General features: G+C 57.6%; 13 protein-coding genes, 6 tRNA genes and 3 rRNA genes. All 22 read right to left on the reverse strand.

The annotated features are described in order from the left end of the window. Positions 1 to 33: 33 nt before the first annotated feature. Complete coding sequence (gene rpoC, locus AC2T4A_RS01540; RefSeq protein ID WP_045217354.1) at positions 34 to 4,233, reverse strand: DNA-directed RNA polymerase subunit beta'; 4,200 nt, start codon at positions 4,231 to 4,233, stop codon at positions 34 to 36. 65 nt (positions 4,234 to 4,298) lie between these two features. Then, positions 4,299 to 8,372 carry a DNA-directed RNA polymerase subunit beta gene (rpoB, locus tag AC2T4A_RS01545; RefSeq protein ID WP_416746420.1) on the reverse strand — a complete coding sequence of 1,358 codons (4,074 nt, stop codon included), beginning with the start codon at positions 8,370 to 8,372 and terminating at the stop codon, positions 4,299 to 4,301. Positions 8,373 to 8,595: 223 nt separating this feature from the next. Further along, positions 8,596 to 8,964: a 50S ribosomal protein L7/L12 gene (gene rplL, locus AC2T4A_RS01550; protein ID WP_017516430.1), complete on the reverse strand. Its 369-nt coding sequence runs from the start codon at positions 8,962 to 8,964 to the stop codon at positions 8,596 to 8,598. A 76-nt stretch (positions 8,965 to 9,040) separates the two neighbouring features. Further along, complete coding sequence (gene rplJ / locus AC2T4A_RS01555; RefSeq protein WP_416746423.1) at positions 9,041 to 9,541, reverse strand: 50S ribosomal protein L10; 501 nt, start codon at positions 9,539 to 9,541, stop codon at positions 9,041 to 9,043. 202 nt (positions 9,542 to 9,743) lie between these two features. Then, positions 9,744 to 10,439 (reverse strand): 50S ribosomal protein L1, encoded by a 696-nt coding sequence (gene rplA, locus AC2T4A_RS01560; protein WP_015475312.1) that lies wholly within the window; start codon positions 10,437 to 10,439, stop codon positions 9,744 to 9,746. Beyond that, entirely contained in the window at positions 10,439 to 10,870 is a 432-nt protein-coding gene (rplK, locus tag AC2T4A_RS01565) for a 50S ribosomal protein L11 (RefSeq protein WP_024767122.1), read from the reverse strand. Before rplK ends, rplA begins: the two co-directional genes overlap by 1 nt. Positions 10,871 to 10,990: 120 nt before the next feature. Beyond that, positions 10,991 to 11,524 carry a transcription termination/antitermination protein NusG gene (nusG, locus tag AC2T4A_RS01570; protein ID WP_015475310.1) on the reverse strand — a complete coding sequence of 178 codons (534 nt, stop codon included), beginning with the start codon at positions 11,522 to 11,524 and terminating at the stop codon, positions 10,991 to 10,993. Positions 11,525 to 11,533: 9 nt separating this feature from the next. Continuing rightward, complete coding sequence (gene secE, locus AC2T4A_RS01575) at positions 11,534 to 11,902, reverse strand: preprotein translocase subunit SecE (protein WP_045217345.1); 369 nt, start codon at positions 11,900 to 11,902, stop codon at positions 11,534 to 11,536. Positions 11,903 to 11,946: 44 nt separating this feature from the next. Next, positions 11,947 to 12,022 (reverse strand) — tRNA-Trp (locus AC2T4A_RS01580). 53 nt (positions 12,023 to 12,075) lie between these two features. Continuing rightward, positions 12,076 to 13,269, reverse strand: coding sequence for an elongation factor Tu (gene tuf, locus AC2T4A_RS01585; protein WP_054910987.1), 1,194 nt, complete (start codon positions 13,267 to 13,269; stop codon positions 12,076 to 12,078). 83 nt (positions 13,270 to 13,352) lie between these two features. After that, positions 13,353 to 13,428, reverse strand: a tRNA-Thr gene (locus AC2T4A_RS01590). A 19-nt stretch (positions 13,429 to 13,447) separates the two neighbouring features. Further along, positions 13,448 to 13,521, reverse strand: a tRNA-Gly gene (locus AC2T4A_RS01595). 25 nt (positions 13,522 to 13,546) lie between these two features. After that, a tRNA-Tyr gene (locus tag AC2T4A_RS01600) sits at positions 13,547 to 13,631 on the reverse strand. Positions 13,632 to 13,772: 141 nt separating this feature from the next. Next, positions 13,773 to 14,453 carry an SPOR domain-containing protein gene (locus tag AC2T4A_RS01605; RefSeq protein ID WP_478379922.1) on the reverse strand — a complete coding sequence of 227 codons (681 nt, stop codon included), beginning with the start codon at positions 14,451 to 14,453 and terminating at the stop codon, positions 13,773 to 13,775. Positions 14,454 to 14,462: 9 nt separating this feature from the next. Further along, positions 14,463 to 15,212: a pantothenate kinase gene (locus tag AC2T4A_RS01610; protein WP_486742596.1), complete on the reverse strand. Its 750-nt coding sequence runs from the start codon at positions 15,210 to 15,212 to the stop codon at positions 14,463 to 14,465. Continuing rightward, a complete protein-coding gene (birA, locus tag AC2T4A_RS01615; RefSeq protein WP_416746430.1) occupies positions 15,202 to 16,146 on the reverse strand; it encodes a bifunctional biotin--[acetyl-CoA-carboxylase] ligase/biotin operon repressor BirA in 945 nt (314 codons plus the stop codon). Before birA ends, AC2T4A_RS01610 begins: the two co-directional genes overlap by 11 nt. A gap of 135 nt (positions 16,147 to 16,281) precedes the next feature. Next, positions 16,282 to 16,397 (reverse strand): 5S ribosomal RNA (gene rrf / locus AC2T4A_RS01620). A gap of 134 nt (positions 16,398 to 16,531) precedes the next feature. Then, a 23S ribosomal RNA gene (locus AC2T4A_RS01625) occupies positions 16,532 to 19,422 on the reverse strand. Positions 19,423 to 19,651: 229 nt separating this feature from the next. Next, positions 19,652 to 19,727 (reverse strand) — tRNA-Ala (locus AC2T4A_RS01630). Positions 19,728 to 19,754: 27 nt separating this feature from the next. After that, positions 19,755 to 19,831: transfer RNA gene (locus tag AC2T4A_RS01635), tRNA-Ile, on the reverse strand. Between the two features lie 64 nt (positions 19,832 to 19,895). After that, positions 19,896 to 21,432 (reverse strand): 16S ribosomal RNA (locus AC2T4A_RS01640). The 16S, 23S and 5S rRNA genes sit together here with 2 tRNA genes alongside, the layout of an rRNA operon. Positions 21,433 to 21,976: 544 nt before the next feature. Continuing rightward, positions 21,977 to 23,176 (reverse strand): tyrosine--tRNA ligase, encoded by a 1,200-nt coding sequence (gene tyrS, locus AC2T4A_RS01645; RefSeq protein ID WP_478378221.1) that lies wholly within the window; start codon positions 23,174 to 23,176, stop codon positions 21,977 to 21,979. Positions 23,177 to 23,332 lie beyond the last annotated feature (156 nt).

Raw genomic sequence — 23,332 nt, forward strand, 5'->3', positions numbered from 1 at the left:
GGTTGTCAAGACAACCGGGGCTTCGTTTGAGGCTTAGTTACCGCTCAGATTGAGCGCTTCGGCCAATGCTGCTTCGGCCTCGCTCGCGCTCACACGCTGCGGTTTGCCGAGTTCACGCTGACGCTTGCGCTCGCTGTGGTAAGCCAGACCGGTACCTGCCGGGATCAGACGACCCACGACCACGTTTTCCTTCAGGCCGCGCAGGAAGTCGCGCTTGCCGGTGACCGCTGCCTCGGTGAGGACGCGAGTGGTCTCCTGGAAGGATGCCGCCGAGATGAACGACTCGGTGGACAGCGAGGCCTTGGTGATACCCAGCAGAACGCGCTCGTACTTGGCCGGGAACTTGTCCTGGGTACCCAGTACTTCGTTCTCTTCCAGCACGTGAACCAGTTCGACCTGGTCGCCCTTGATGAAGGACGAATCGCCCGACTCGGCCACTTCGACCTTGCGCAGCATCTGGCGCAGGATGGTCTCGATGTGCTTGTCGTTGATCTTCACGCCCTGCAGACGGTAAACGTCCTGGATCTCGTTGACGATGTACTTGGCCAGCGAGCTCACGCCCAGCAGACGGAGGATGTCGTGCGGGTTGCTCGGGCCGTCGGAGATCACTTCACCACGGCTTACCTGTTCACCTTCGAACACGTTCAGGTGACGCCACTTCGGAATCAGCTCCTCGTACGGATCGCTACCGTCGGTGGGAGTGATGACCAGGCGGCGCTTGCCCTTGGTTTCCTTGCCGAAGGAGATGGTGCCGCTGATTTCCGCCAGGATCGAAGGCTCTTTCGGACGACGAGCTTCGAACAGGTCGGCAACGCGCGGCAGACCACCGGTAATGTCGCGGGTCTTCGAGGTTTCCTGCGGGATACGCGCGATAACGTCACCGATTCGCACTTTCGCGCCATCGTTGAGGTTGACCAGGGCGTTCGCCGGCAGGAAGTACTGGGCCGGTACGTCGGTACCCGGCAGCAGCAGATCCTTGCCTGCGGCGTCGATCAGCTTCACGGCCGGACGAATGTCCTTGCCGGCAGCCGGACGATCCTTCGGATCCATCACTTCAATGTTGGTCAGACCGGTCAGTTCGTCGGTCTGGCGCTTGATGGTGATGCCCTCTTCCATGCCCACGAAGGCCACGGTGCCGTCCATCTCGGTGACGATCGGGTGGGTGTGCGGGTCCCACTTGGCGACGATGGCGCCCGGGTCGACCTTGTCACCTTCCTTCACGGAAATCACCGCACCGTACGGCAGCTTGTAGCGCTCGCGCTCACGACCGAAGTCGTCGGCTACCGCCAGCTCGCCGGAACGGGAAACCGCTACCAGGGCGCCGTCTGCACGCTCTACGTGCTTCAGGTTGTGCAGGCGGATGGTGCCACCGTTCTTGACCTGTACGTTGTCCACGGCAGAAGTACGGCTCGCCGCACCACCGATGTGGAAGGTACGCATGGTCAGCTGGGTACCCGGTTCACCGATCGACTGGGCAGCGATAACGCCGACAGCCTCACCGATGTTCACGCGGTGACCACGAGCCAGATCGCGGCCGTAGCACATGGCGCAGATGCCGTGACGGGTTTCGCAGGTGATCGGCGAACGTACAACGACTTCGTCGACGCTCATCTGCTCGAGGAAATCGACCCACTTCTCGTCGATCAGGGTACCGGCTTCGACGATCACGTCGTCGCTGCCCGGCTTGAACACGTCGCGAGCAATTACGCGGCCGAGGACGCGCTCACCCAGCGGCTCTACCACGTCGCCGCCTTCGATGTGCGGGGACATGACCAGGCCATGCTCGGTACCGCAGTCGATCTCGGTGACGACCAGGTCCTGGGCCACGTCGACGAGACGACGGGTCAGGTAACCGGAGTTCGCGGTCTTCAGTGCGGTATCCGCCAGACCTTTACGAGCACCGTGAGTGGAGATGAAGTACTGGAGTACGTTCAGGCCTTCACGGAAGTTCGCGGTGATCGGGGTCTCGATGATGGAGCCGTCCGGCTTGGCCATCAGGCCACGCATACCGGCCAGCTGACGGATCTGGGCCGCGGAACCCCGCGCACCGGAGTCCGCCATCATGTACATGGAGTTGAAGGACTCCTGGTCGACCTGTTTGCCTTCGCGATCGGTCACCTTCTCTTTCGAGAGGTTGGCCATCATCGCCTTGGACACTTCGTCGTTGGCCTTGGACCAGAGGTCGATCACCTTGTTGTACTTCTCGCCCTGGGTTACCAGGCCGGAGGCGTACTGGCTCTCGATCTCCTTCACTTCCTCGGTGGCGGCATCGATGATGCGAGCCTTTTCGTCCGGGATGACGAAGTCGTTCACGCCGATCGACACACCGGAGATGGTCGAGTAGGCGAAGCCGGTGTACATCAGTTGGTCAGCGAAGATGACGGTGTCCTTCAGACCCACCACGCGGTAGCAATGGTTGATCAGCTTGGAGATCGCCTTCTTCTTCATCGACTGGTTGACCACGTCGAAGGGCAGGCCGGCCGGGACAACCTGGAACAGCAGCGCACGGCCGACGGTGGAGTCGACGATACGGGTGTTGGCGGTCAGGGAGCCGTCTTCGTTCTTGATCTTCTCGTTGATGCGCACTTTTACGCGGGCGTGCAGGGACACTTGGCCGCTGCGGTACGCGCGGTCAACTTCCTGCAGGTCTGCGAAAGCCATGCCCTCGCCCTTCGCGTTGATCGCTTCACGGGTCATGTAGTACAGACCCATTACCACGTCCTGCGACGGAACGATGATCGGCTCGCCGTTGGCGGGCGACAGAATGTTGTTGGTGGACATCATCAGCGCGCGCGCTTCCAGCTGAGCCTCGAGGGTCAGCGGAACGTGCACGGCCATCTGGTCACCGTCGAAGTCGGCGTTGTACGCGGCGCAGACCAGCGGGTGCAGCTGGATGGCTTTACCTTCGATCAGTACCGGCTCGAACGCCTGGATGCCCAGACGGTGCAGGGTCGGCGCTCGGTTCAGCAGTACGGGGTGTTCGCGGATGACTTCAGCGAGAACGTCCCATACTTCCGGCAGCTCGCGCTCGACCATCTTCTTGGCGGCCTTGATGGTGGTGGCCATGCCACGACCTTCCAGCTTGCCGAAGATGAACGGCTTGAACAGCTCCAGGGCCATTTTCTTCGGCAGACCGCACTGGTGCAGACGCAGGGTCGGACCTACAGTAATTACCGAACGACCGGAGTAGTCCACGCGCTTGCCGAGCAGGTTCTGACGGAAGCGACCTTGCTTGCCCTTGATCATGTCGGCCAGGGACTTCAGCGGGCGCTTGTTCGAGCCAGTGATGGCACGGCCGCGACGACCGTTGTCCAGCAGGGCGTCGACGGCTTCCTGCAGCATGCGCTTTTCGTTACGCACGATGATGTCCGGAGCTGCCAGGTCGAGCAGGCGCTTCAGACGGTTGTTACGGTTGATCACGCGGCGATACAGATCGTTCAGATCCGAGGTCGCGAAGCGGCCGCCATCCAGCGGAACCAGCGGACGCAGGTCCGGCGGCAGCACCGGCAGGACGGTCAGCACCATCCACTCGGGATGGTTGCCGGAGCCCTGGAAGGCTTCCATCAGCTTCAGGCGCTTGGACAGCTTCTTGATCTTGGTTTCCGAGTTGGTCTGCGGAATCTCTTCGCGCAGGCGGCCAATCTCGTGTTCCAGATCGATAGCGTTGAGCAGCTCGCGAACGGCTTCTGCACCCATGCGGGCGTCGAAGTCGTCACCGAACTCTTCGAGGGCTTCGAAGTACTGCTCGTCGTTCAGCAGCTGGCCCTTCTCCAGGGTGGTCATGCCCGGATCGATTACCACGTAGCTCTCGAAGTAGAGCACGCGCTCGATGTCACGCAGGGTCATGTCCAGCAGCAGGCCGATACGGGACGGCAGGGACTTCAGGAACCAGATGTGGGCGACCGGCGAGGCCAGCTCGATGTGGCCCATGCGCTCACGACGCACCTTGGCCAGCGCGACTTCCACGCCGCACTTCTCGCAGATCACACCGCGGTGTTTCAGGCGCTTGTACTTACCGCACAGGCACTCGTAGTCCTTCACCGGGCCGAAGATCTTGGCGCAGAACAGGCCATCGCGCTCCGGCTTGAAGGTACGGTAGTTGATGGTCTCCGGCTTCTTGACTTCACCGAAGGACCAGGAACGGATCATCTCGGGCGAGGCCAGACCAATACGGATGGCATCGAACTCTTCGATCTGACCCTGGTTTTTCAACAGATTAAGCAAGTCTTTCAAGGCCTTTCCTCCTCACGGACCCGGTGCGACCGGCCTTGACCAGCCGCACCGTTTGACGTCACGTGTTATTCGGTTTCCAGTTCGATATCGATGCCGAGCGAGCGGATCTCTTTGATCAACACGTTGAAGGACTCGGGCATGCCGGCCTCCATGCGGTGATCCCCGTCCACGATGTTCTTGTACATCTTGGTACGGCCGTTCACGTCGTCCGACTTCACGGTCAGCATTTCCTGCAGGGTGTAGGCGGCACCGTAGGCTTCCAGCGCCCAGACCTCCATCTCCCCGAAACGCTGGCCACCGAACTGCGCCTTACCACCCAGCGGCTGCTGGGTAACCAGGCTGTAGGAGCCGGTGGAACGTGCGTGCATCTTGTCATCGACCAGGTGGTTCAGCTTGAGCATGTACATGTAACCAACAGTGGTCGTACGCTCGAACTGGTTGCCGGTGCGGCCATCGAACAGACGCATCTGACCGCTCTCCGGCAGATCGGCCAGCTTCAGCATGGCCTTGATCTCGCGCTCCTTGGCACCGTCGAACACCGGGGTCGCCATGGGCACGCCGCCCTTGAGGTTGTTGGCCAGAGCGAGGATCTCGTTATCGTTCAGCTCGTCCAGGCTTTCCTGGCGGCCGCCGATTTCGTTGTAGATCTCGTTCAGGAACACACGCAGCTCGGCGATCTTGCGCTGCTCTTCGAGCATGCGGTTGATCTTCTCGCCCAGACCCTTGGCCGCGAGGCCCAGGTGGGTTTCGAGAATCTGGCCAACGTTCATACGCGACGGTACGCCCAGCGGGTTCAGAACGATGTCGACCGGAGTGCCATGCACGTCATGCGGCATGTCTTCGACCGGCATGATCACCGAGACCACACCCTTGTTACCGTGGCGGCCTGCCATCTTGTCGCCCGGCTGGATGCGGCGCTTGATAGCGAGGTAGACCTTGACGATCTTCAGTACGCCCGGAGCCAGGTCGTCGCCCTGCTGCAGCTTGCGCTTCTTGTCTTCGAACTTGTCGTCCAGCATCTGACGGCGATCGCTGATATAGGCCTGGGCCTTCTCCAGCTGCTCGTTCAGAGCATCTTCCGCCATGCGCAGCTTGAACCACTGGCCGCGCTCGAGGCCGTCCAGGTACTCGTCGGTGATCTCTGCGCCTTTCTTCAGGGCAGGACCGCCGTCGGCCTTGGCACCGACCAGAGCGGAACGCAGACGCTCGAAGGTTGCGCCTTCGACGATGCGGAACTCTTCGTTCAGATCCTTGCGGATCTCGTCCAGCTGCATCTTCTCGATGGACAGGGCACGGCTGTCGCGCTCTACGCCATCACGGGTGAAGACCTGTACGTCGATGACGGTGCCCTTGGTGCCGGTCGGCACACGCAGGGAGGTGTCCTTCACGTCGGACGCCTTCTCACCGAAGATCGCGCGCAGCAGCTTCTCTTCCGGAGTCAGCTGGGTCTCGCCTTTCGGGGTGACCTTGCCGACCAGGATGTCGCCGGCCTGTACTTCGGCGCCGACGTAGACGATGCCCGCTTCGTCCAGCTTGTTCAGCGCAGCCTCACCCACGTTCGGGATGTCCGCGGTGATTTCTTCTGGGCCGAGCTTGGTATCACGGGCAACGCAGGTCAGTTCCTGGATGTGGATCGTGGTGAAACGATCTTCCTGGACCACGCGCTCGGACAGGCAGATGGAGTCTTCGAAGTTGAAGCCGTTCCAGGGCATGAACGCTACGCGCATGTTCTGACCCAGAGCCAGTTCACCCATGTCGGTGGACGGGCCGTCGGCCAGGATGTCGCTGCGCGAGACCTGATCACCCTTCTGCACCAGCGGACGCTGGTTGATGCAGGTGTTCTGGTTGGAACGGGTGTATTTGGTCAGGTTGTAGATGTCGACACCGGCTTCGCCAGTCTCGACTTCGTCGTCGTTCACGCGAACCACGATACGGCTGGCGTCAACCGAGTCGATCACGCCGCCTCGACGGGCAACCACGCAGACGCCGGAGTCACGGGCGACGTTGCGCTCCATGCCGGTACCTACCAGCGGCTTGTCGGCGCGCAGGGTCGGTACAGCCTGACGCTGCATGTTCGAACCCATGAGTGCACGGTTGGCGTCGTCGTGCTCGAGGAACGGAATCAGCGAGGCAGCGACGGAAACGACCTGCTTCGGCGAAACGTCCATGAGAGTGACGTCTTCCGGCGCCTTCACGGTGAATTCGTTCAGGTGACGTACGGCGACCAGTTCGTCGATCAGTTGGCCTTTTTCGTTCAGGGTCGCGGACGCCTGAGCGATGACATGGTCAGCTTCTTCGATCGCGGACAGGAAGACGATGTCGTCGCTGACCAGACCTTCCTTCACCACGCGGTACGGGCTTTCCAGGAAGCCGTACTTGTTGGTGCGGGCGTAGGTAGCCAGGGAGTTGATCAGACCGATGTTCGGACCTTCAGGGGTTTCGATCGGGCACACGCGACCGTAGTGAGTCGGGTGTACGTCACGAACCTCGAAGCCCGCGCGCTCACGGGTCAGACCACCCGGGCCGAGTGCGGAGACGCGGCGCTTGTGGGTAATCTCTGAGAGCGGGTTGTTCTGGTCCATGAACTGCGACAGCTGGCTGGAACCGAAGAACTCCTTGATCGCGGCAGCCACCGGCTTGGCGTTGATCAGGTCCTGCGGCATCAGGCCTTCGCTTTCGGCCATCGACAGACGTTCCTTGACCGCGCGCTCTACACGCACCAGGCCAACACGGAACTGGTTCTCGGCCATCTCGCCGACGCAACGGACGCGACGGTTACCCAGGTGGTCGATGTCGTCGACGATGCCTTTACCGTTACGGATGGCAACCAGGGTCTTGAGAACCTCGACGATGTCTTCCTTGCTCAGGACGCCAGCGCCTTCGATCTCGGTACGACCGATACGACGGTTGAACTTCATGCGGCCGACGGCGGACAGGTCGTAACGCTCGGCGCTGAAGAACAGGTTGCCGAACAGGGTCTCGGCAGCTTCCTTGGTCGGCGGCTCACCGGGACGCATCATGCGATAGATCTCGACCAGCGCTTCCAGTTGGTTGCTGGTGGAGTCGATCTTCAGCGTGTCGGAGATGAACGGACCGCAGTCGATGTCGTTGGTGTACAGGGTTTCCAGACGCGCAACCTGGGCCTTGGCAATCTTCGCCAGGGCATCGACGGTCAGCTCGGTGTTGCACTCGGCGATGATCTCGCCAGTAGCCGGGTGCACGACAGCCTTGGCCACGGTACGGCCAATCAGGTAGTCGAACGGCACTTCCAGCTGGCTGATGCCGGCCTTCTCGAGCTGGTTGATGTGGCGCGCGGTGATACGGCGGCCCGCTTCAACGATGACCTTGCCGGCAGCATCCTTGATATCGAAGCTGGCGATCTCGCCACGCAGACGCGACGGCACCAGCTCCAGATTCAGGGTCTCGCCCTTGATCTCGTAGACGTTGGTGTCATAGAACGCGTTGAGGATTTCCTCGGTGCTGTAGTTCAGCGCGCGCAGCAGGACGGAAGCCGGCAGCTTGCGGCGACGGTCGATACGAACGAACACGCAGTCCTTCGGATCGAACTCGAAATCGAGCCAGGAGCCGCGGTAAGGAATGATGCGAGCGGAGTACAGCAGCTTGCCGGAGCTGTGGGTCTTGCCACGGTCGTGGTCGAAGAACACACCCGGGGAGCGGTGCAGCTGGGAAACGATGACGCGCTCGGTACCGTTGATGATGAAGGTACCGTTCTCGGTCATCAGGGGGATTTCCCCCATGTAGACTTCTTGTTCCTTGATGTCCTTGATCGCTTTGTTCGACGATTCCTTGTCGAAAATGATCAGGCGCACTTTCACACGCAGCGGGACCGCAAAGGTCACACCGCGCAGCACGCATTCCTTGACATCGAAGGCCGGCTCACCCAGACGGTAGCCGACGTATTCCAGGGCAGCATTGCCGGAATAGCTGATAATCGGGAAGACGGACTTGAAGGCCGCATGCAGGCCGATATCTCGGACCTGGTCCTTGCTTGCACCCGCCTGCAGGAATTCGCGATAGGAATCCAGCTGGATGGCCAGCAAATACGGCACATCCATGACGTCCGGCAACTTGCTAAAGTCCTTGCGGATACGTTTTTTCTCAGTGTATGAGTAAGCCATCAGCGTTCCCCAGCTTGGTCACCTGCTTGTTTGGCCTCTCCCGCACAGGGGAGCAGCCCAAAAATCGTGCAAACCCTAGGTTTGCGCCGCCACGCGTGGCGGGATTTTCACGTTATGGGAGGCACCTACGGCACCCCACCCATAACGGAAAAAGGCCGGTGGCAATTGCCACCAGCCATCAGCCTGTCGCTTAACGCTCGGGCTGTCGACGCAAGGTACGAACTTACTTGAGCTCGACCTTGGCGCCTGCTTCTTCCAGGGCTTTCTTGGCAGCTTCGGCTTCTTCTTTCGAAGCGCCTTCCTTGACCACGCCCGGGGCGCCGTCAACGACAGCCTTGGCTTCTTTCAGGCCCAGACCGGTCAGTTCACGAACGACCTTGATCACGTTCACTTTCTTGTCGCCAGCTTCGGCCAGGACGATGGTGAACTCGGTTTGCTCTTCAGCAGCGGCAGCAGCCGGGCCAGCAGCAGCAACGGTAGCGGCAGCAGCGGTAACGCCGAACTTCTCTTCCATCGCCTTGATCAGTTCAACGATCTGCATGACGGACATTTCGGATACGGCGGAGATGATGTCTTCGTTGGTCAGAGCCATGACTCTAATTCCTGTATTGGGTGACGGCCTAAGGCCATCGAATTAAACAAAAAAGGTTGAAAGGAGATGCCGAGCCTTAGGCTGCAGCTGCTTCTTTCTGATCGCGAATTGCCGCCAGAGTACGAGCCAGCTTGCTGGTAGCGCCTTGGATCACGCTCATCAGCTGTGCAACAGCTTCGTTGTAGGTCGGCAGGGTCGCCAGCACGTCGATCTGATTGGCTGCGAGGAACTGACCCTCGAACGCGGCCGCCTTGATCTCGAACTTGTCCTGACCCTTGGCAAACTCCTTGAAGATACGAGCGGCAGCGCCCGGATGTTCGTTGGAGAAAGCAATCAGGGTCGGGCCCTTGAACACGTCGTTGAGCACTTCAAACTGAGTGCCTTCAACGGCGCGCTTGAGCAGGGTGTTACGTACGACTTTCACGTACACACCAGCTGCGCGGGCCTCTTTACGGAGTCCGGTCATTGCGCCGACAGTCACGCCGCGTGCATCAACCACGACAGCGGACAGACCGGCTTTGGCAGCCTCGTTGACTTCAGCGACGATGGCCTTCTTGTCTTCGAGTTTAATTGCCACGGGTTTACTCCTGGATGTTACCGATTCGTCCAGCCGGAGCCGGACGGCGTTTTGGTGTCTGATTCGGTAAACGAATCGGGAGCACCATCTGCGTAGGCTTGAGGTTTAAGGCTTGCGCCGCCTACGGTCTTGGATAGCCCCCGCCAGGCAGGGACCCCAATACCTGCGAGCAGTGGGCGAACCCACTGCTCGACTTAGTTCATCAGCCTTCCAGCGAAGCCTGATCGATCTGCAGACCCGGGCCCATGGTGGTGCTCAGGGTTACGCGCTGAACGTACACGCCCTTCGAGGAGGACGGCTTCAGACGCTTCAGATCGCTCAGCAGCGCTTCCACGTTCTGCTTCAGCTTGACCGGCTCGAAGTCGATCTTGCCAACGGAAGCGTGGATGATGCCGTTCTTGTCGGTACGGAAACGCACCTGACCGGCTTTAGCGTTCTTGACGGCGGTAGCGACGTCCGGAGTCACGGTGCCGACTTTCGGGTTCGGCATCAGACCGCGCGGGCCCAGTACCTGGCCCAGCTGGCCAACAACACGCATTGCGTCCGGGGAAGCGATGACGACGTCATAGTTCAGGTCACCGGCCTTCATTTCGGCAGCCAGCTCGTCCATGCCAACCTTGTCTGCACCAGCAGCCAGGGCAGCTTCAACACCAGGACCCTGGGTGAAGACGGCAACGCGTACGGATTTGCCGGTACCGTTCGGCAGAACGGTGGCGCCACGTACGACCTGGTCGGATTTACGCGGATCTACGCCCAGATTGATGGCGATGTCCACGGACTCCTTGAACTTGATGGTCGACAGCTCGGCCAGCAGCTTGGCGGCATCTTCGAAGCCGTATTGCTTGCCCGCTTCGATTTTCTCGGCGATAGCCTTTTGACGCTTGGTCAGCTTAGCCATTACACACCCTCCACGTTCAGGCCCATGCTGCGCGCGGAGCCAGCAATGGTGCGTACGGCAGCGTCCAGGTCAGCAGCGGTGAGGTCAGCCTGCTTGGCCTTGGCGATCTCTTCCAGCTGAGCACGGGTAACGGTGCCGACTTTCTGAGAGTTCGGACGAGCGGAACCGCTGGTGATGCCAGCTGCTTTTTTCAGCAGGACGGCAGCGGGGGTGCTCTTGGTTTCGAAGGTGAAGCTACGGTCGCTGTAAACGGTGATGATCACAGGAGTCGGCAGACCCGGCTCTTGGCCTTGGGTCTTGGCGTTGAACGCCTTGCAGAATTCCATGATGTTCACGCCGTGCTGACCCAGAGCCGGACCAACGGGCGGCGACGGGTTGGCCTGGCCGGCCTTAACTTGCAGCTTGATGTAAGCCGTGATTTTCTTAGCCATTTGCTACTCCAAATGCGGGTCAAGCGCCCTGGCGGGCTCCCCGGTTGCTTTCGCGTTTTATCCCAAGGACGACAAAACCCCGCAGCCTAGGGCTGCGGGGTGTGGGATTCAGTGTGCCAGTTAAACTTTCTCTACCTGGCTGAACTCCAGCTCTACCGGAGTAGAGCGACCGAAAATGAGCACAGCGACCTGGATGCGGCTCTTTTCGTAGTTAACTTCTTCGACGACACCGTTGAAATCAGCGAACGGACCATCGATCACACGAACGGTCTCACCCGGCTCAAACAGAGTCTTCGGCTTCGGCTTGTCGCCGCTATCGGCAACACGACGCAGAATGGCATCAGCTTCCTTGTCGGTGATCGGTGCCGGCTTATCGGCAGTACCACCAATGAAGCCCATGACGCGAGGAGTGTCCTTGACCAGGTGCCAAGTACCCTCGTTCATTTCCATCTGCACCAGGACATAACCCGGGAAGAATTTGCGCTCACTCTTGCGCTTCTGGCCGTTCCGCATCTCCACGACTTCTTCGGTGGGGACGAGAATCTCACCAAACCCATCCTCCATGCCGGCCAGTTTGACCCGCTCGATCAGCGAGCGCATGACATGCTTCTCGTAACCCGAGTAGGCATGCACAACGTACCAACGCTTAGCCACGGAACACCCTTAACCTACGATCATGGAAACCAGCCAACCTAGCAGGGAGTCGAGCCCCCAGAGCACCAGCGCCATTACAAGCACTACTGCCACTACGATCAGCGTGGTCTGAGTTGTCTCTTGACGAGACGGCCATACAACCTTGCGAATCTCGGCGCGCGCTTCCTTAGCAAGAGTAAAGAATGCACGCCCCTTGACGGTCTGCAGCGAGACGAAACCTGCGACAGCCGCCATCACGAGGATACCGAGAACGCGATAGAAGATCGGTTGCGCGGAGTAATACTGGTTGGCAACCACAGCCACCACCACCAGCACTGCAACCACAAGCCACTTCAAGAGATCAAGACGCGACTCTTTGGCTTCTACCTTCGCATTCATCTGCTAGGAATCCCGTTTAAAGAAGTGCCAGATCTTGAAAAATCTGGCAGGCCAGGAGGGAATCGAACCCCCAACCTGCGGTTTTGGAGACCGCCGCTCTGCCAATTGAGCTACTGGCCTAGAACAAAGTCAGGCCGACCATTATGCCGGCCCGAGAGGGAAAGATCAATCGATTATTCGATGATCTTGGCAACCACGCCGGCGCCAACGGTACGGCCGCCTTCGCGAATCGCGAAGCGCAGACCATCTTCCATGGCGATCGGAGCGATCAGGGTGACAACCATTTTCACGTTGTCGCCCGGCATTACCATTTCAACGCCTTCCGGCAGTTCGCAGTTGCCGGTTACGTCGGTGGTACGGAAGTAGAACTGCGGACGGTAGCCTTTGAAGAACGGGGTGTGACGACCACCTTCTTCTTTGGACAGCACGTACACTTCGCACTCGAACTTGGTGTGCGGCTTGATGGTGCCCGGCTTGGCCAGAACCTGGCCACGCTCTACGTCTTCACGCTTGGTGCCACGCAGCAGGACGCCAACGTTCTCACCAGCACGACCTTCGTCGAGCAGCTTGCGGAACATTTCAACGCCGGTGCAGGTAGTTTTGGTGGTCGCCTTGATACCGACGATTTCCACTTCTTCCTGAATCTTGACGATGCCACGCTCAACACGGCCAGTTACCACGGTGCCACGACCAGAGATCGAGAATACGTCTTCGATCGGCATCAGGAACGGCTTGTCGATGGCGCGCTCGGGCTCGGGGATGTACGAGTCCAGGGTTTCTACCAGCTTGCGCACGGCGGAAACGCCCATCTCGTTGTCGTCCTGGCCGTTCAGAGCCATCAGAGCGGAACCGATCACGATCGGAGTGTCGTCGCCCGGGAAGTCGTAGGTGTTCAGCAGATCGCGAACTTCCATTTCGACCAGTTCCAGCAGCTCGGCGTCGTCAACCATGTCGGCCTTGTTCAGGAACACGACGATGTAAGGAACGCCTACCTGGCGGGACAGCAGGATGTGCTCGCGGGTCTGCGGCATGGGGCCGTCAGCAGCCGAGCAAACCAGGATCGCGCCGTCCATCTGGGCAGCACCGGTGATCATGTTCTTCACGTAGTCGGCGTGGCCCGGGCAGTCTACGTGAGCGTAGTGGCGTACCGGCGAGTCGTATTCAACGTGAGAGGTATTGATGGTGATACCACGAGCCTTCTCTTCCGGCGCGTTGTCGATCTGGTCGAAAGCGCGAGCGGAGCCACCCCAGGTCTCGGAGCAGACCTTGGTCAGAGCAGCGGTCAGAGTGGTTTTGCCGTGGTCAACGTGACCGATGGTGCCGACGTTTACGTGCGGCTTGTTACGCTCAAACTTTTCTTTAGCCATCTTGACCGCCTCCCGTAAGGATTTGAGAAAGTCACGTCACCATTAAAACAAAGGCAGATATTTTCATATCTGCCTTTGCGAGATGGAGCTCATGAGCGGATTTGAACCGCTGACCTCACCCTTACCAAGGGTGTGCTCTACCAGCTGAGCTACATGAGCAAGACATAAGCAACAAACTTGGAGCGGGTAGCGGGAATCGAACCCGCATCATCAGCTTGGAAGGCTGAGGTTCTACCACTGAACTATACCCGCGGAGCTTGCAGCTCACGCTTGAAACTGGTGGAGGGGGAAGGATTCGAACCTTCGAAGTCTGAGACGTCAGATTTACAGTCTGATCCCTTTGGCCGCTCGGGAACCCCTCCGAGTGAGGCGGCATTCTACAGCCTGCCACCGCGTTGTCAACTGTTTTTCTTTAAAAAACTTGAGCTTAGCTCTTCGACAACGGCTTCCAGTGCTTGACCTTTTCAGGTCACCCCTGTGAAGCGGGCGCCATTCTATTCAAACTATTGAGGGCTTGCAACGTTTTTGCACGGCATTGTTTGTTTTTGCAGTTCAGGGAAATCCGGAGCCAATTGGCGCACCAGGGCATCGTCCACCAGACGCCCGCTTTCCGCGGTTATCTGCGCCCAATAATCATGCTGCGAACGAGCCAGCTCGCGCACCAGAGCATCGTAACCAGCGGACTTCAGACGCTCCACGACACTGTCAGCGGAATCCTTGCGCTGGAAGATCCCCAGGGATATTCCGTCAGTCAGGTCGCCCTCCGTGATGATATAGCTATCGATCTTGCGCGCCTGCAGCTCGCGAAGCTGCCACAGCGAAGCCTGGCGCGACGCCAGAGGCGGCAGATACACCCAGTAATCGACACCAGCCGTGGCATCCACCGACTGCACCGAAGCCTGGACATCCAGGCTCAGCAAGCGCTGAACCAATTGCCGAGCACGATCTTCAGCCGGAAAGCTCCCCAGGTACACGCAAGCGGACGCAGGGGCAGTCGCTGGCCTCTCTTCTGCCTGCCGGCGCTTTGGCGCCTCGGCTGACTCACTGAGCAGGCGGATATTCTTCTGCTCGCTGTGGAACAAACTCAGCGGCGCAATCTCCTTGGGACGCAATGGCGCCTGCTGTTGATGCCAGACGAAATAGAAGACGTTAAGAGCAAGCAGGAAAAGGAAGAACCAACGCATCGATCAGACTCACTCGATCGGACAGGCGAGCGCCAGGCCGAGAAACACCAGGTCCGGAAGCACGACGGCGCGAGCGGACTCATCCTTGACGAGCTCGGCATCGCCCCCGGTCAGATAGACAGCACAATCCTCGCCCAGCAGCTTGTTGGCCAGCGCAATCTGCTCACGAACGAATCCGCGCAACATCAACACACAACCACGCTCCACAGCCTCGGAGGTTTCCTGTCCTGGCAGCAGGTTCTGCAATGCCTCATGGGCAGCCTCGTCGTCATAGCGAATGCGGCGCGTGTGCGTACGCAGCTGACTGCGCATCAGCGGCATACCGGGCGCAATATACCCACCCAGGTGCTTGCCGCCGGCATCAACGAGATCCGAAGTCACCGCGGTGCCGAGATCAATCACCAGGCAACCGCGACCGGCCAGGCAGTGACCAGCCACAAGAGCCAGCCAGCGATCCATACCAAGTCGCTGATACTCCCGATAGCCGTTGACTACGCCACTGAGCTCAATTGCGGGCGCAGCAATCTGCACCGTAATGGAAAATGCGCTCTCCAGACCGATCCGAAGCTCGTCCGTCTCCTGCTCACTGCGCACACTGACCATACGGCAGTAGTGAATATCCACTACCTCGCTGGCCTTCAACTGTTCGAGCAGCGCCTGGTCGGAGTCAGCCACACCACCAGCGACGGTCACCAGGTCGTGTTTTCTGACCACTCGCCACTTGATCAGGCTATTTCCGCAATCCAACTCAAGAATCATCCGACAACCTCAGACTCAGCTCGCCTCCGCTGTAGCTCTGCTCCTTACCATCGACCAGCAGGCGCAGCGCGCCCCTCTCATCAATGCCAAGCGCAAGCCCAACGATATTATTGGCGGCAGTGGACAACGTGACCTGCCGCCCCTGCCATAGATGAAGGGATTCCCACTCTTCGCGGCTGGCGGCAAATCCGCGCTCACGGTGGCGGGAAAGAACATGTGCAAGCTGCGACTCCAGCGCCTGCAGCAACTCATTCCGGTTAACCAGTCGCCCCAGCGACTCGCGCATTGAGGTCCAGGGCTGGTCAATGGCCTCCGCCTTGCGCATGTTCACATTGATTCCGACGCCAATGGCGACACTGCAGATATCGGCGGGATCACCCGTGAGTTCCAGCAGGATGCCGGCAATCTTCTTGCCGCCAACCAGAACATCGTTGGGCCACTTGAGGCCGACACTCTGCACACCCAGCGCCTGGATGGCCCTGGCGACCGCAAGACCAACGACAAGGCTCAACCCCTCCAGCTCCTGAGCTCCTCCACGGACGGCGATACCCAGGGTGTAATAGAGGTTGGCGCCGAAAGGACTCTCCCACTGGCGCCCTCGCCTGCCCCGCCCGGCAGTCTGCCGCTCCCCCAGGATAGCGAAGGGCGCCGCGGCTCCGGCGGAGAGGCGCCGCAGCACCTCGGCATTGGTGGAGTCGATGGAAAACAGGACATCGAGCGGCCATGGACCGGAATCAGACCTGGGCGCAACGATACTGAACGGCTCCTCAAGGCGATAACCACGGCCGCGCACGCGCTGCACGACCACTCCGTAGTCACGCTCGAACCCTTCAAGACGTTTCCAGACGGCGCTGCGACTTACTCCGAGCAGAGCACCCAGCTCCTCTCCAGAATGAAAGCGGCCATCGCTCAGCAATTTCAGCAAGGTCTGCATATCACCCCCGCAACAGTCAGGCACGCATCATATAGAGGCATGCCTGAATTGCCTACGCAGCAATTGGCTCAGTTTTCCCGCGCGCAAAAGCAAAACCCCCGGCCAGCGATGCTGACCAGGGGTCTTGGGATAGGAGCTTGACGATGACCTACTCTCACATGGAGAAACTCCACACTACCATCGGCGATGCGTCGTTTCACTACTGAGTTCGGGATGGGATCAGGTGGTTCCAACGCTCTATGGTCGTCAAGCAATTCTTTATGGACGCTCGTGGCAGGTGCACACGCTCATCCAGATTCGGGTATGTGACAGGTATTTGCGGTTCACACGAACTTTCGGTTCGTTACGTCTTCACCGTACAACACGCAAATTGTTTGGGTGTTATATGGTCAAGCCTCACGGGCAATTAGTATCGGTTAGCTCAACGCCTCACAGCGCTTACACACCCGACCTATCAACGTCGTAGTCTTCGACGGCCCTTTAGGGGAATCAAGTTCCCAGTGAGATCTCATCTTGAGGCTAGTTTCCCGCTTAGATGCTTTCAGCGGTTATCTATTCCGAACATAGCTACCCGGCAATGCCACTGGCGTGACAACCGGAACACCAGAGGTTCGTCCACTCCGGTCCTCTCGTACTAGGAGCAGCCCCTCTCAAATCTCAAACGTCCACGGCAGATAGGGACCGAACTGTCTCACGACGTTCTAAACCCAGCTCGCGTACCACTTTAAATGGCGAACAGCCATACCCTTGGGACCGGCTTCAGCCCCAGGATGTGATGAGCCGACATCGAGGTGCCAAACACCGCCGTCGATATGAACTCTTGGGCGGTATCAGCCTGTTATCCCCGGAGTACCTTTTATCCGTTGAGCGATGGCCCTTCCATACAGAACCACCGGATCACTAAGACCTACTTTCGTACCTGCTCGACGTGTCTGTCTCGCAGTCAAGCGCGCTTTTGCCTTTATACTCTACGACCGATTTCCGACCGGTCTGAGCGCACCTTCGTACTCCTCCGTTACTCTTTAGGAGGAGACCGCCCCAGTCAAACTGCCCACCATACACTGTCCTCGATCCGGATAACGGACCAGAGTTAGAACCTCAAGCATGCCAGGGTGGTATTTCAAGGATGGCTCCACGCAGACTGGCGTCCACGCTTCAAAGCCTCCCACCTATCCTACACAAGCAGGCTCAAAGTCCAGTGCAAAGCTACAGTAAAGGTTCACGGGGTCTTTCCGTCTAGCCGCGGATACACTGCATCTTCACAGCGATTTCAATTTCACTGAGTCTCGGGTGGAGACAGCGCCGCCATCGTTACGCCATTCGTGCAGGTCGGAACTTACCCGACAAGGAATTTCGCTACCTTAGGACCGTTATAGTTACGGCCGCCGTTTACCGGGGCTTCGATCAAGAGCTTCGCTTTCGCTAACCCCATCAATTAACCTTCCGGCACCGGGCAGGCGTCACACCCTATACGTCCACTTTCGTGTTTGCAGAGTGCTGTGTTTTTAATAAACAGTCGCAGCGGCCTGGTATCTTCGACCGGCATGGGCTTACGGAGTAAATCCTTAACCCTCGCCGGCGCACCTTCTCCCGAAGTTACGGTGCCATTTTGCCTAGTTCCTTCACCCGAGTTCTCTCAAGCGCCTTGGTATTCTCTACCCAACCACCTGTGTCGGTTTGGGGTACGGTTCCTAGTTACCTGAAGCTTAGAAGCTTTTCCTGGAAGCATGGCATCAACCACTTCATCATCTGAAAGATGACTCGTCATCAGCTCTCGGCATTAAGATCCCGGATTTACCTAAGATCTCTGCCTACCACCTTAAACTTGGACAACCAACGCCAAGCTGGCCTAGCCTTCTCCGTCCCTCCATCGCAGTAACTAGAAGTACAGGAATATTAACCTGTTTCCCATCGACTACGCTCTTCAGCCTCGCCTTAGGGACCGACTAACCCTGCGTCGATTAACGTTGCGCAGGAACCCTTGGTCTTTCGGCGTGGGAGTTTTTCACTCCCATTGTCGTTACTCATGTCAGCATTCGCACTTCTGATACCTCCAGCAAGCTTCTCAACTCACCTTCACAGGCTTACAGAACGCTCCTCTACCGCGCATCTTGCGATGCACCCGTAGCTTCGGTGTATGGTTTGAGCCCCGTTACATCTTCCGCGCAGGCCGACTCGACTAGTGAGCTATTACGCTTTCTTTAAAGGGTGGCTGCTTCTAAGCCAACCTCCTAGCTGTCTAAGCCTTCCCACATCGTTTACCACTTAACCATAACTTTGGGACCTTAGCTGACGGTCTGGGTTGTTTCCCTTTTCACGACGGACGTTAGCACCCGCCGTGTGTCTCCCACGCTGACACTTCCAGGTATTCGGAGTTTGCATCGGTTTGGTAAGTCGGGATGACCCCCTAGCCGAAACAGTGCTCTACCCCCTGGAGTGATACGTGAGGCGCTACCTAAATAGCTTTCGAGGAGAACCAGCTATCTCCGAGCTTGATTAGCCTTTCACTCCGATCCACAAGTCATCCCCTACCTTTTCAACGGGAGTGGGTTCGGTCCTCCAGTCAGTGTTACCTAACCTTCAACCTGCTCATGGATAGATCGCCCGGTTTCGGGTCTATACCCAGCGACTAAAACGCCCTATTAAGACTCGCTTTCGCTACGCCTTCCCTATACGGTTAAGCTCGCCACTGAATATAAGTCGCTGACCCATTATACAAAAGGTACGCAGTCACCTAACAAGTAGGCTCCCACTGCTTGTACGCATACGGTTTCAGGTTCTATTTCACTCCCCTCTCCGGGGTTCTTTTCGCCTTTCCCTCACGGTACTGGTTCACTATCGGTCAGTCAGTAGTATTTAGCCTTGGAGGATGGTCCCCCCATATTCAGACAAAGTTTCTCGTGCTCCGTCCTACTCGATTTCACTTCAAAGAACCTTTCACATACGGGGCTATCACCCACTATGGCCGCACTTTCCAGAGCGTTCTGTTAGATTCAAAGAAGCTTAAGGGCTAATCCCCGTTCGCTCGCCACTACTAAGGGAATCTCGGTTGATTTCTTTTCCTCAGGGTACTTAGATGTTTCAGTTCCCCTGGTTCGCCTCTTACACCTATGTATTCAGTGCAAGATACCCAGGTTATCCCGGGTGGGTTTCCCCATTCAGAGATCTCCGGATCAAAGTCTGTTTGCCGACTCCCCGAAGCTTATCGCAGGCTACCACGTCTTTCATCGCCTCTGACTGCCAAGGCATCCACCGTATGCGCTTCTTCACTTGACCATATAACCCCAAGCAATCTGGTTATTGTCTCGAACGTGAAGACGACATTCGCCGAAAATTCGCGCTTGAACTCGCAAATTTTACCTTGACTTGAATAATCACCAGTGAAAGAGATTATTCAGTCTACTTCTATCACATACCCAAATTTTTAAAGAACAGTTCTGGCACAAAGACCAGACATCAATGTTCGTTCAACTTGAACATTCATGTCTGAGCTTTCGACGATTAATGGTGGAGCCAAGGAGGATCGAACTCCTGACCTCCTGCGTGCAAAGCAGGCGCTCTCCCAGCTGAGCTATGGCCCCATCGGATCAGCAGCACACCACAACAATTGGTGGGTCTGGGCAGATTCGAACTGCCGACCTCACCCTTATCAGGGGTGCGCTCTAACCAACTGAGCTACAGACCCAATCGTCTAACCAGTGAATCAAGCAATTCGTGTGGGAGCTTATGAAGAAGCTGAGATCTTCGATTAAGGAGGTGATCCAGCCGCAGGTTCCCCTACGGCTACCTTGTTACGACTTCACCCCAGTCATGAATCACTCCGTGGTAACCGTCCCCCTTGCGGTTAGACTAGCTACTTCTGGAGCAACCCACTCCCATGGTGTGACGGGCGGTGTGTACAAGGCCCGGGAACGTATTCACCGTGACATTCTGATTCACGATTACTAGCGATTCCGACTTCACGCAGTCGAGTTGCAGACTGCGATCCGGACTACGATCGGTTTTATGGGATTAGCTCCACCTCGCGGCTTGGCAACCCTCTGTACCGACCATTGTAGCACGTGTGTAGCCCTGGCCGTAAGGGCCATGATGACTTGACGTCATCCCCACCTTCCTCCGGTTTGTCACCGGCAGTCTCCTTAGAGTGCCCACCATAACGTGCTGGTAACTAAGGACAAGGGTTGCGCTCGTTACGGGACTTAACCCAACATCTCACGACACGAGCTGACGACAGCCATGCAGCACCTGTGTTCCGATTCCCGAAGGCACTCTCGCATCTCTGCAAGATTCCGGACATGTCAAGGCCAGGTAAGGTTCTTCGCGTTGCTTCGAATTAAACCACATGCTCCACCGCTTGTGCGGGCCCCCGTCAATTCATTTGAGTTTTAACCTTGCGGCCGTACTCCCCAGGCGGTCGACTTATCGCGTTAGCTGCGCCACTAAGATCTCAAGGATCCCAACGGCTAGTCGACATCGTTTACGGCGTGGACTACCAGGGTATCTAATCCTGTTTGCTCCCCACGCTTTCGCACCTCAGTGTCAGTATCAGTCCAGGTGGTCGCCTTCGCCACTGGTGTTCCTTCCTATATCTACGCATTTCACCGCTACACAGGAAATTCCACCACCCTCTACCGTACTCTAGTCAGGCAGTTATGGATGCAGTTCCCAGGTTGAGCCCGGGGATTTCACATCCATCTTACCAAACCACCTACGCGCGCTTTACGCCCAGTAATTCCGATTAACGCTTGCACCCTTCGTATTACCGCGGCTGCTGGCACGAAGTTAGCCGGTGCTTATTCTGTTGGTAACGTCAAAACAGCAAGGTATTAACTTACTGCCCTTCCTCCCAACTTAAAGTGCTTTACAATCCGAAGACCTTCTTCACACACGCGGCATGGCTGGATCAGGCTTTCGCCCATTGTCCAATATTCCCCACTGCTGCCTCCCGTAGGAGTCTGGACCGTGTCTCAGTTCCAGTGTGACTGATCATCCTCTCAGACCAGTTACGGATCGTCGCCTTGGTAGGCCTTTACCCCACCAACTAGCTAATCCGACCTAGGCTCATCTGATAGCGCAAGGCCCGAAGGTCCCCTGCTTTCTCCCGTAGGACGTATGCGGTATTAGCGTTCCTTTCGAAACGTTGTCCCCCACTACCAGGCAGATTCCTAGGCATTACTCACCCGTCCGCCGCTGAATCATGGAGCAAGCTCCACTCATCCGCTCGACTTGCATGTGTTAGGCCTGCCGCCAGCGTTCAATCTGAGCCATGATCAAACTCTTCAGTTCAATACTGCTTGGGTTTTGAGAAAACCCTAAACTTGGCTCAGCAATCGCATGCTCTATTTAAAGAGCTAAAACTCTCGAATTCACGAGTGTTACTTGCGTTGCTGATAATCAGTCGATCATCAGTCTTACATCACAAGCACCCACACGAATTGCTTGATTCAACTTGTTAAAGAGCAGTTGGTTAAGGCTTTCGTCTCAACCGAGGCGCGCATTCTACGCCAACCTCATCTTTCGTCAAGCTTTATTTTTCGAAAATCTCTTTTCTACTCAATCGCTTGTGCTTCAGTGAAGGAAACCTTCTCATCAGCGGGAGGCGCATTCTACAGCGATCAAACTCGCTGTCAACCACCTCGGCGATCTTCTTTTCAGCTCGCTGCCGGGCAGCTAATGAAAAGCGGCAAGTGAATCACCTGCCCGACCACCACTCTCAACTTCGAATCTCTGTAAGTACTTGATTTTCAAGTTCTTTCAGCGCTTCGTCGCTGGGAGTGGTGCGCATTATAGGGAGTTTAAATGGGCCGTCAACGACTAATTTAAACTTTCTTCACTCAGCGACCAGGGAGACGCGAGCGAAGGCCTTCTTGCCCGCCTGCAGCACATGGGTAGCGCCGATCTTGAAGACAAAGCTGCGATCCACGACCTCACCATCCACACGCACACCGCCAGACGACAGCAGATCGCGGGCGACGGCAGAGTTCTTCACCAGGCCTGCCTTATTAAGGACAGCGCCAATCGGCAGGTCTTCTGCAGCAGCGACTTCCACTTCCGGCAGATCTTCCGGCAGCTCGCCCTCTTTAAGACGGTTACCTGCGGACTTGTGCGCCGAAGCAGCCGCCTCTTCACCATGGAAGCGAGCCACAATCTCTTCGGCCAGTTTGATCTTGATGTCGCGCGGGTTGGCGCCAGCCTCGACGTCTTTCCTGAAGCCTTCGATCTCTTCCATGGAGCGGAAGCTCAGCAGCTCGAAATAGCGCCACATCAGAGTGTCCGGGATGGAGACCAGCTTGCTGTACATGACGCCCGGCGCTTCCTGGATGCCGATGTAGTTCCCCAGGGACTTGGACATCTTCTTGACGCCATCCAGGCCTTCGAGCAGCGGCATGGTCAGGATGCACTGAGGCTCCTGCTCATAGGCGCGCTGCAGCTCGCGCCCCATCAGCAGGTTGAATTTCTGGTCGGTGCCGCCGAGCTCGACATCTGCACGCAGGGCCACCGAGTCGTAGCCCTGAACCAGCGGATAAAGGAACTCGTGAATGGCGATGGACTGATTACTGGCATAGCGTTTGCTGAAATCATCGCGTTCCAGCATACGAGCAACGGTGTACTGGGAAGCCAGACGAATGAAATCAGCGGGGGAAAGCTGGTCCATCCAGGTGGAATTGAAGGCTACTTCAGTCTTCGCGGGGTCAAGAATCTTGAAGACCTGGGCCTTGTACGTTTCAGCGTTGTCGAGAACCTGCTCGCGAGTGAGGGGTGGGCGGGTAACACTTTTCCCGCTGGGGTCACCGATCATCCCAGTGAAGTCGCCGATCAGGAAGATGACCTGATGGCCCAGGTCCTGGAACTGACGCAGCTTATTAATAAGGACGGTATGACCCAGGTGCAGGTCCGGAGCGGTCGGGTCGAAGCCGGCCTTGATACGCAGGGGCTGGCCGCGCTTGAGCTTTTCGATCAGCTCGGCTTCCACGAGAATTTCGTCTGCTCCACGCTTGATCAGCGCCAGCTGCTCTTCGACCGACTTCATTGCAGGTTCCTGTACGTTGCGAATTGCGAAAGGGAACCAACGATACAAGAACAGGCACTAAAAACAAGTTTTGCCCAGCGCCAGAGGACAGGACGTCAGAAGCCCGACATCAGGGTTGCTTCAGAGGGAATTTGGTTATATTTTAGGCAGTTATTT

It is taken from the genome of Pseudomonas sp. PVC-3-1, from assembly GCF_057444315.1.

Coding starts and splice junctions, on each gene's coding strand:
- AC2T4A_RS01605 (WP_478379922.1), bottom strand. CDS start 14,453: ATGCGTTGGTTCTTCCTTTTCCTGCTTGCTCTTAACGTCTTCTATTTC.
- tuf (WP_054910987.1), bottom strand. CDS start 13,269: ATGGCTAAAGAAAAGTTTGAGCGTAACAAGCCGCACGTAAACGTCGGC.
- tyrS (WP_478378221.1), bottom strand. CDS start 23,176: ATGAAGTCGGTCGAAGAGCAGCTGGCGCTGATCAAGCGTGGAGCAGAC.
- secE (WP_045217345.1), bottom strand. CDS start 11,902: ATGAATGCGAAGGTAGAAGCCAAAGAGTCGCGTCTTGATCTCTTGAAG.
- birA (WP_416746430.1), bottom strand. CDS start 16,146: ATGCAGACCTTGCTGAAATTGCTGAGCGATGGCCGCTTTCATTCTGGA.
- rplA (WP_015475312.1), bottom strand. CDS start 10,439: ATGGCTAAGCTGACCAAGCGTCAAAAGGCTATCGCCGAGAAAATCGAA.
- AC2T4A_RS01610 (WP_486742596.1), bottom strand. CDS start 15,212: ATGATTCTTGAGTTGGATTGCGGAAATAGCCTGATCAAGTGGCGAGTG.
- rplK (WP_024767122.1), bottom strand. CDS start 10,870: ATGGCTAAGAAAATCACGGCTTACATCAAGCTGCAAGTTAAGGCCGGC.
- rplL (WP_017516430.1), bottom strand. CDS start 8,964: ATGGCTCTGACCAACGAAGACATCATCTCCGCCGTATCCGAAATGTCC.
- rpoB (WP_416746420.1), bottom strand. CDS start 8,372: ATGGCTTACTCATACACTGAGAAAAAACGTATCCGCAAGGACTTTAGC.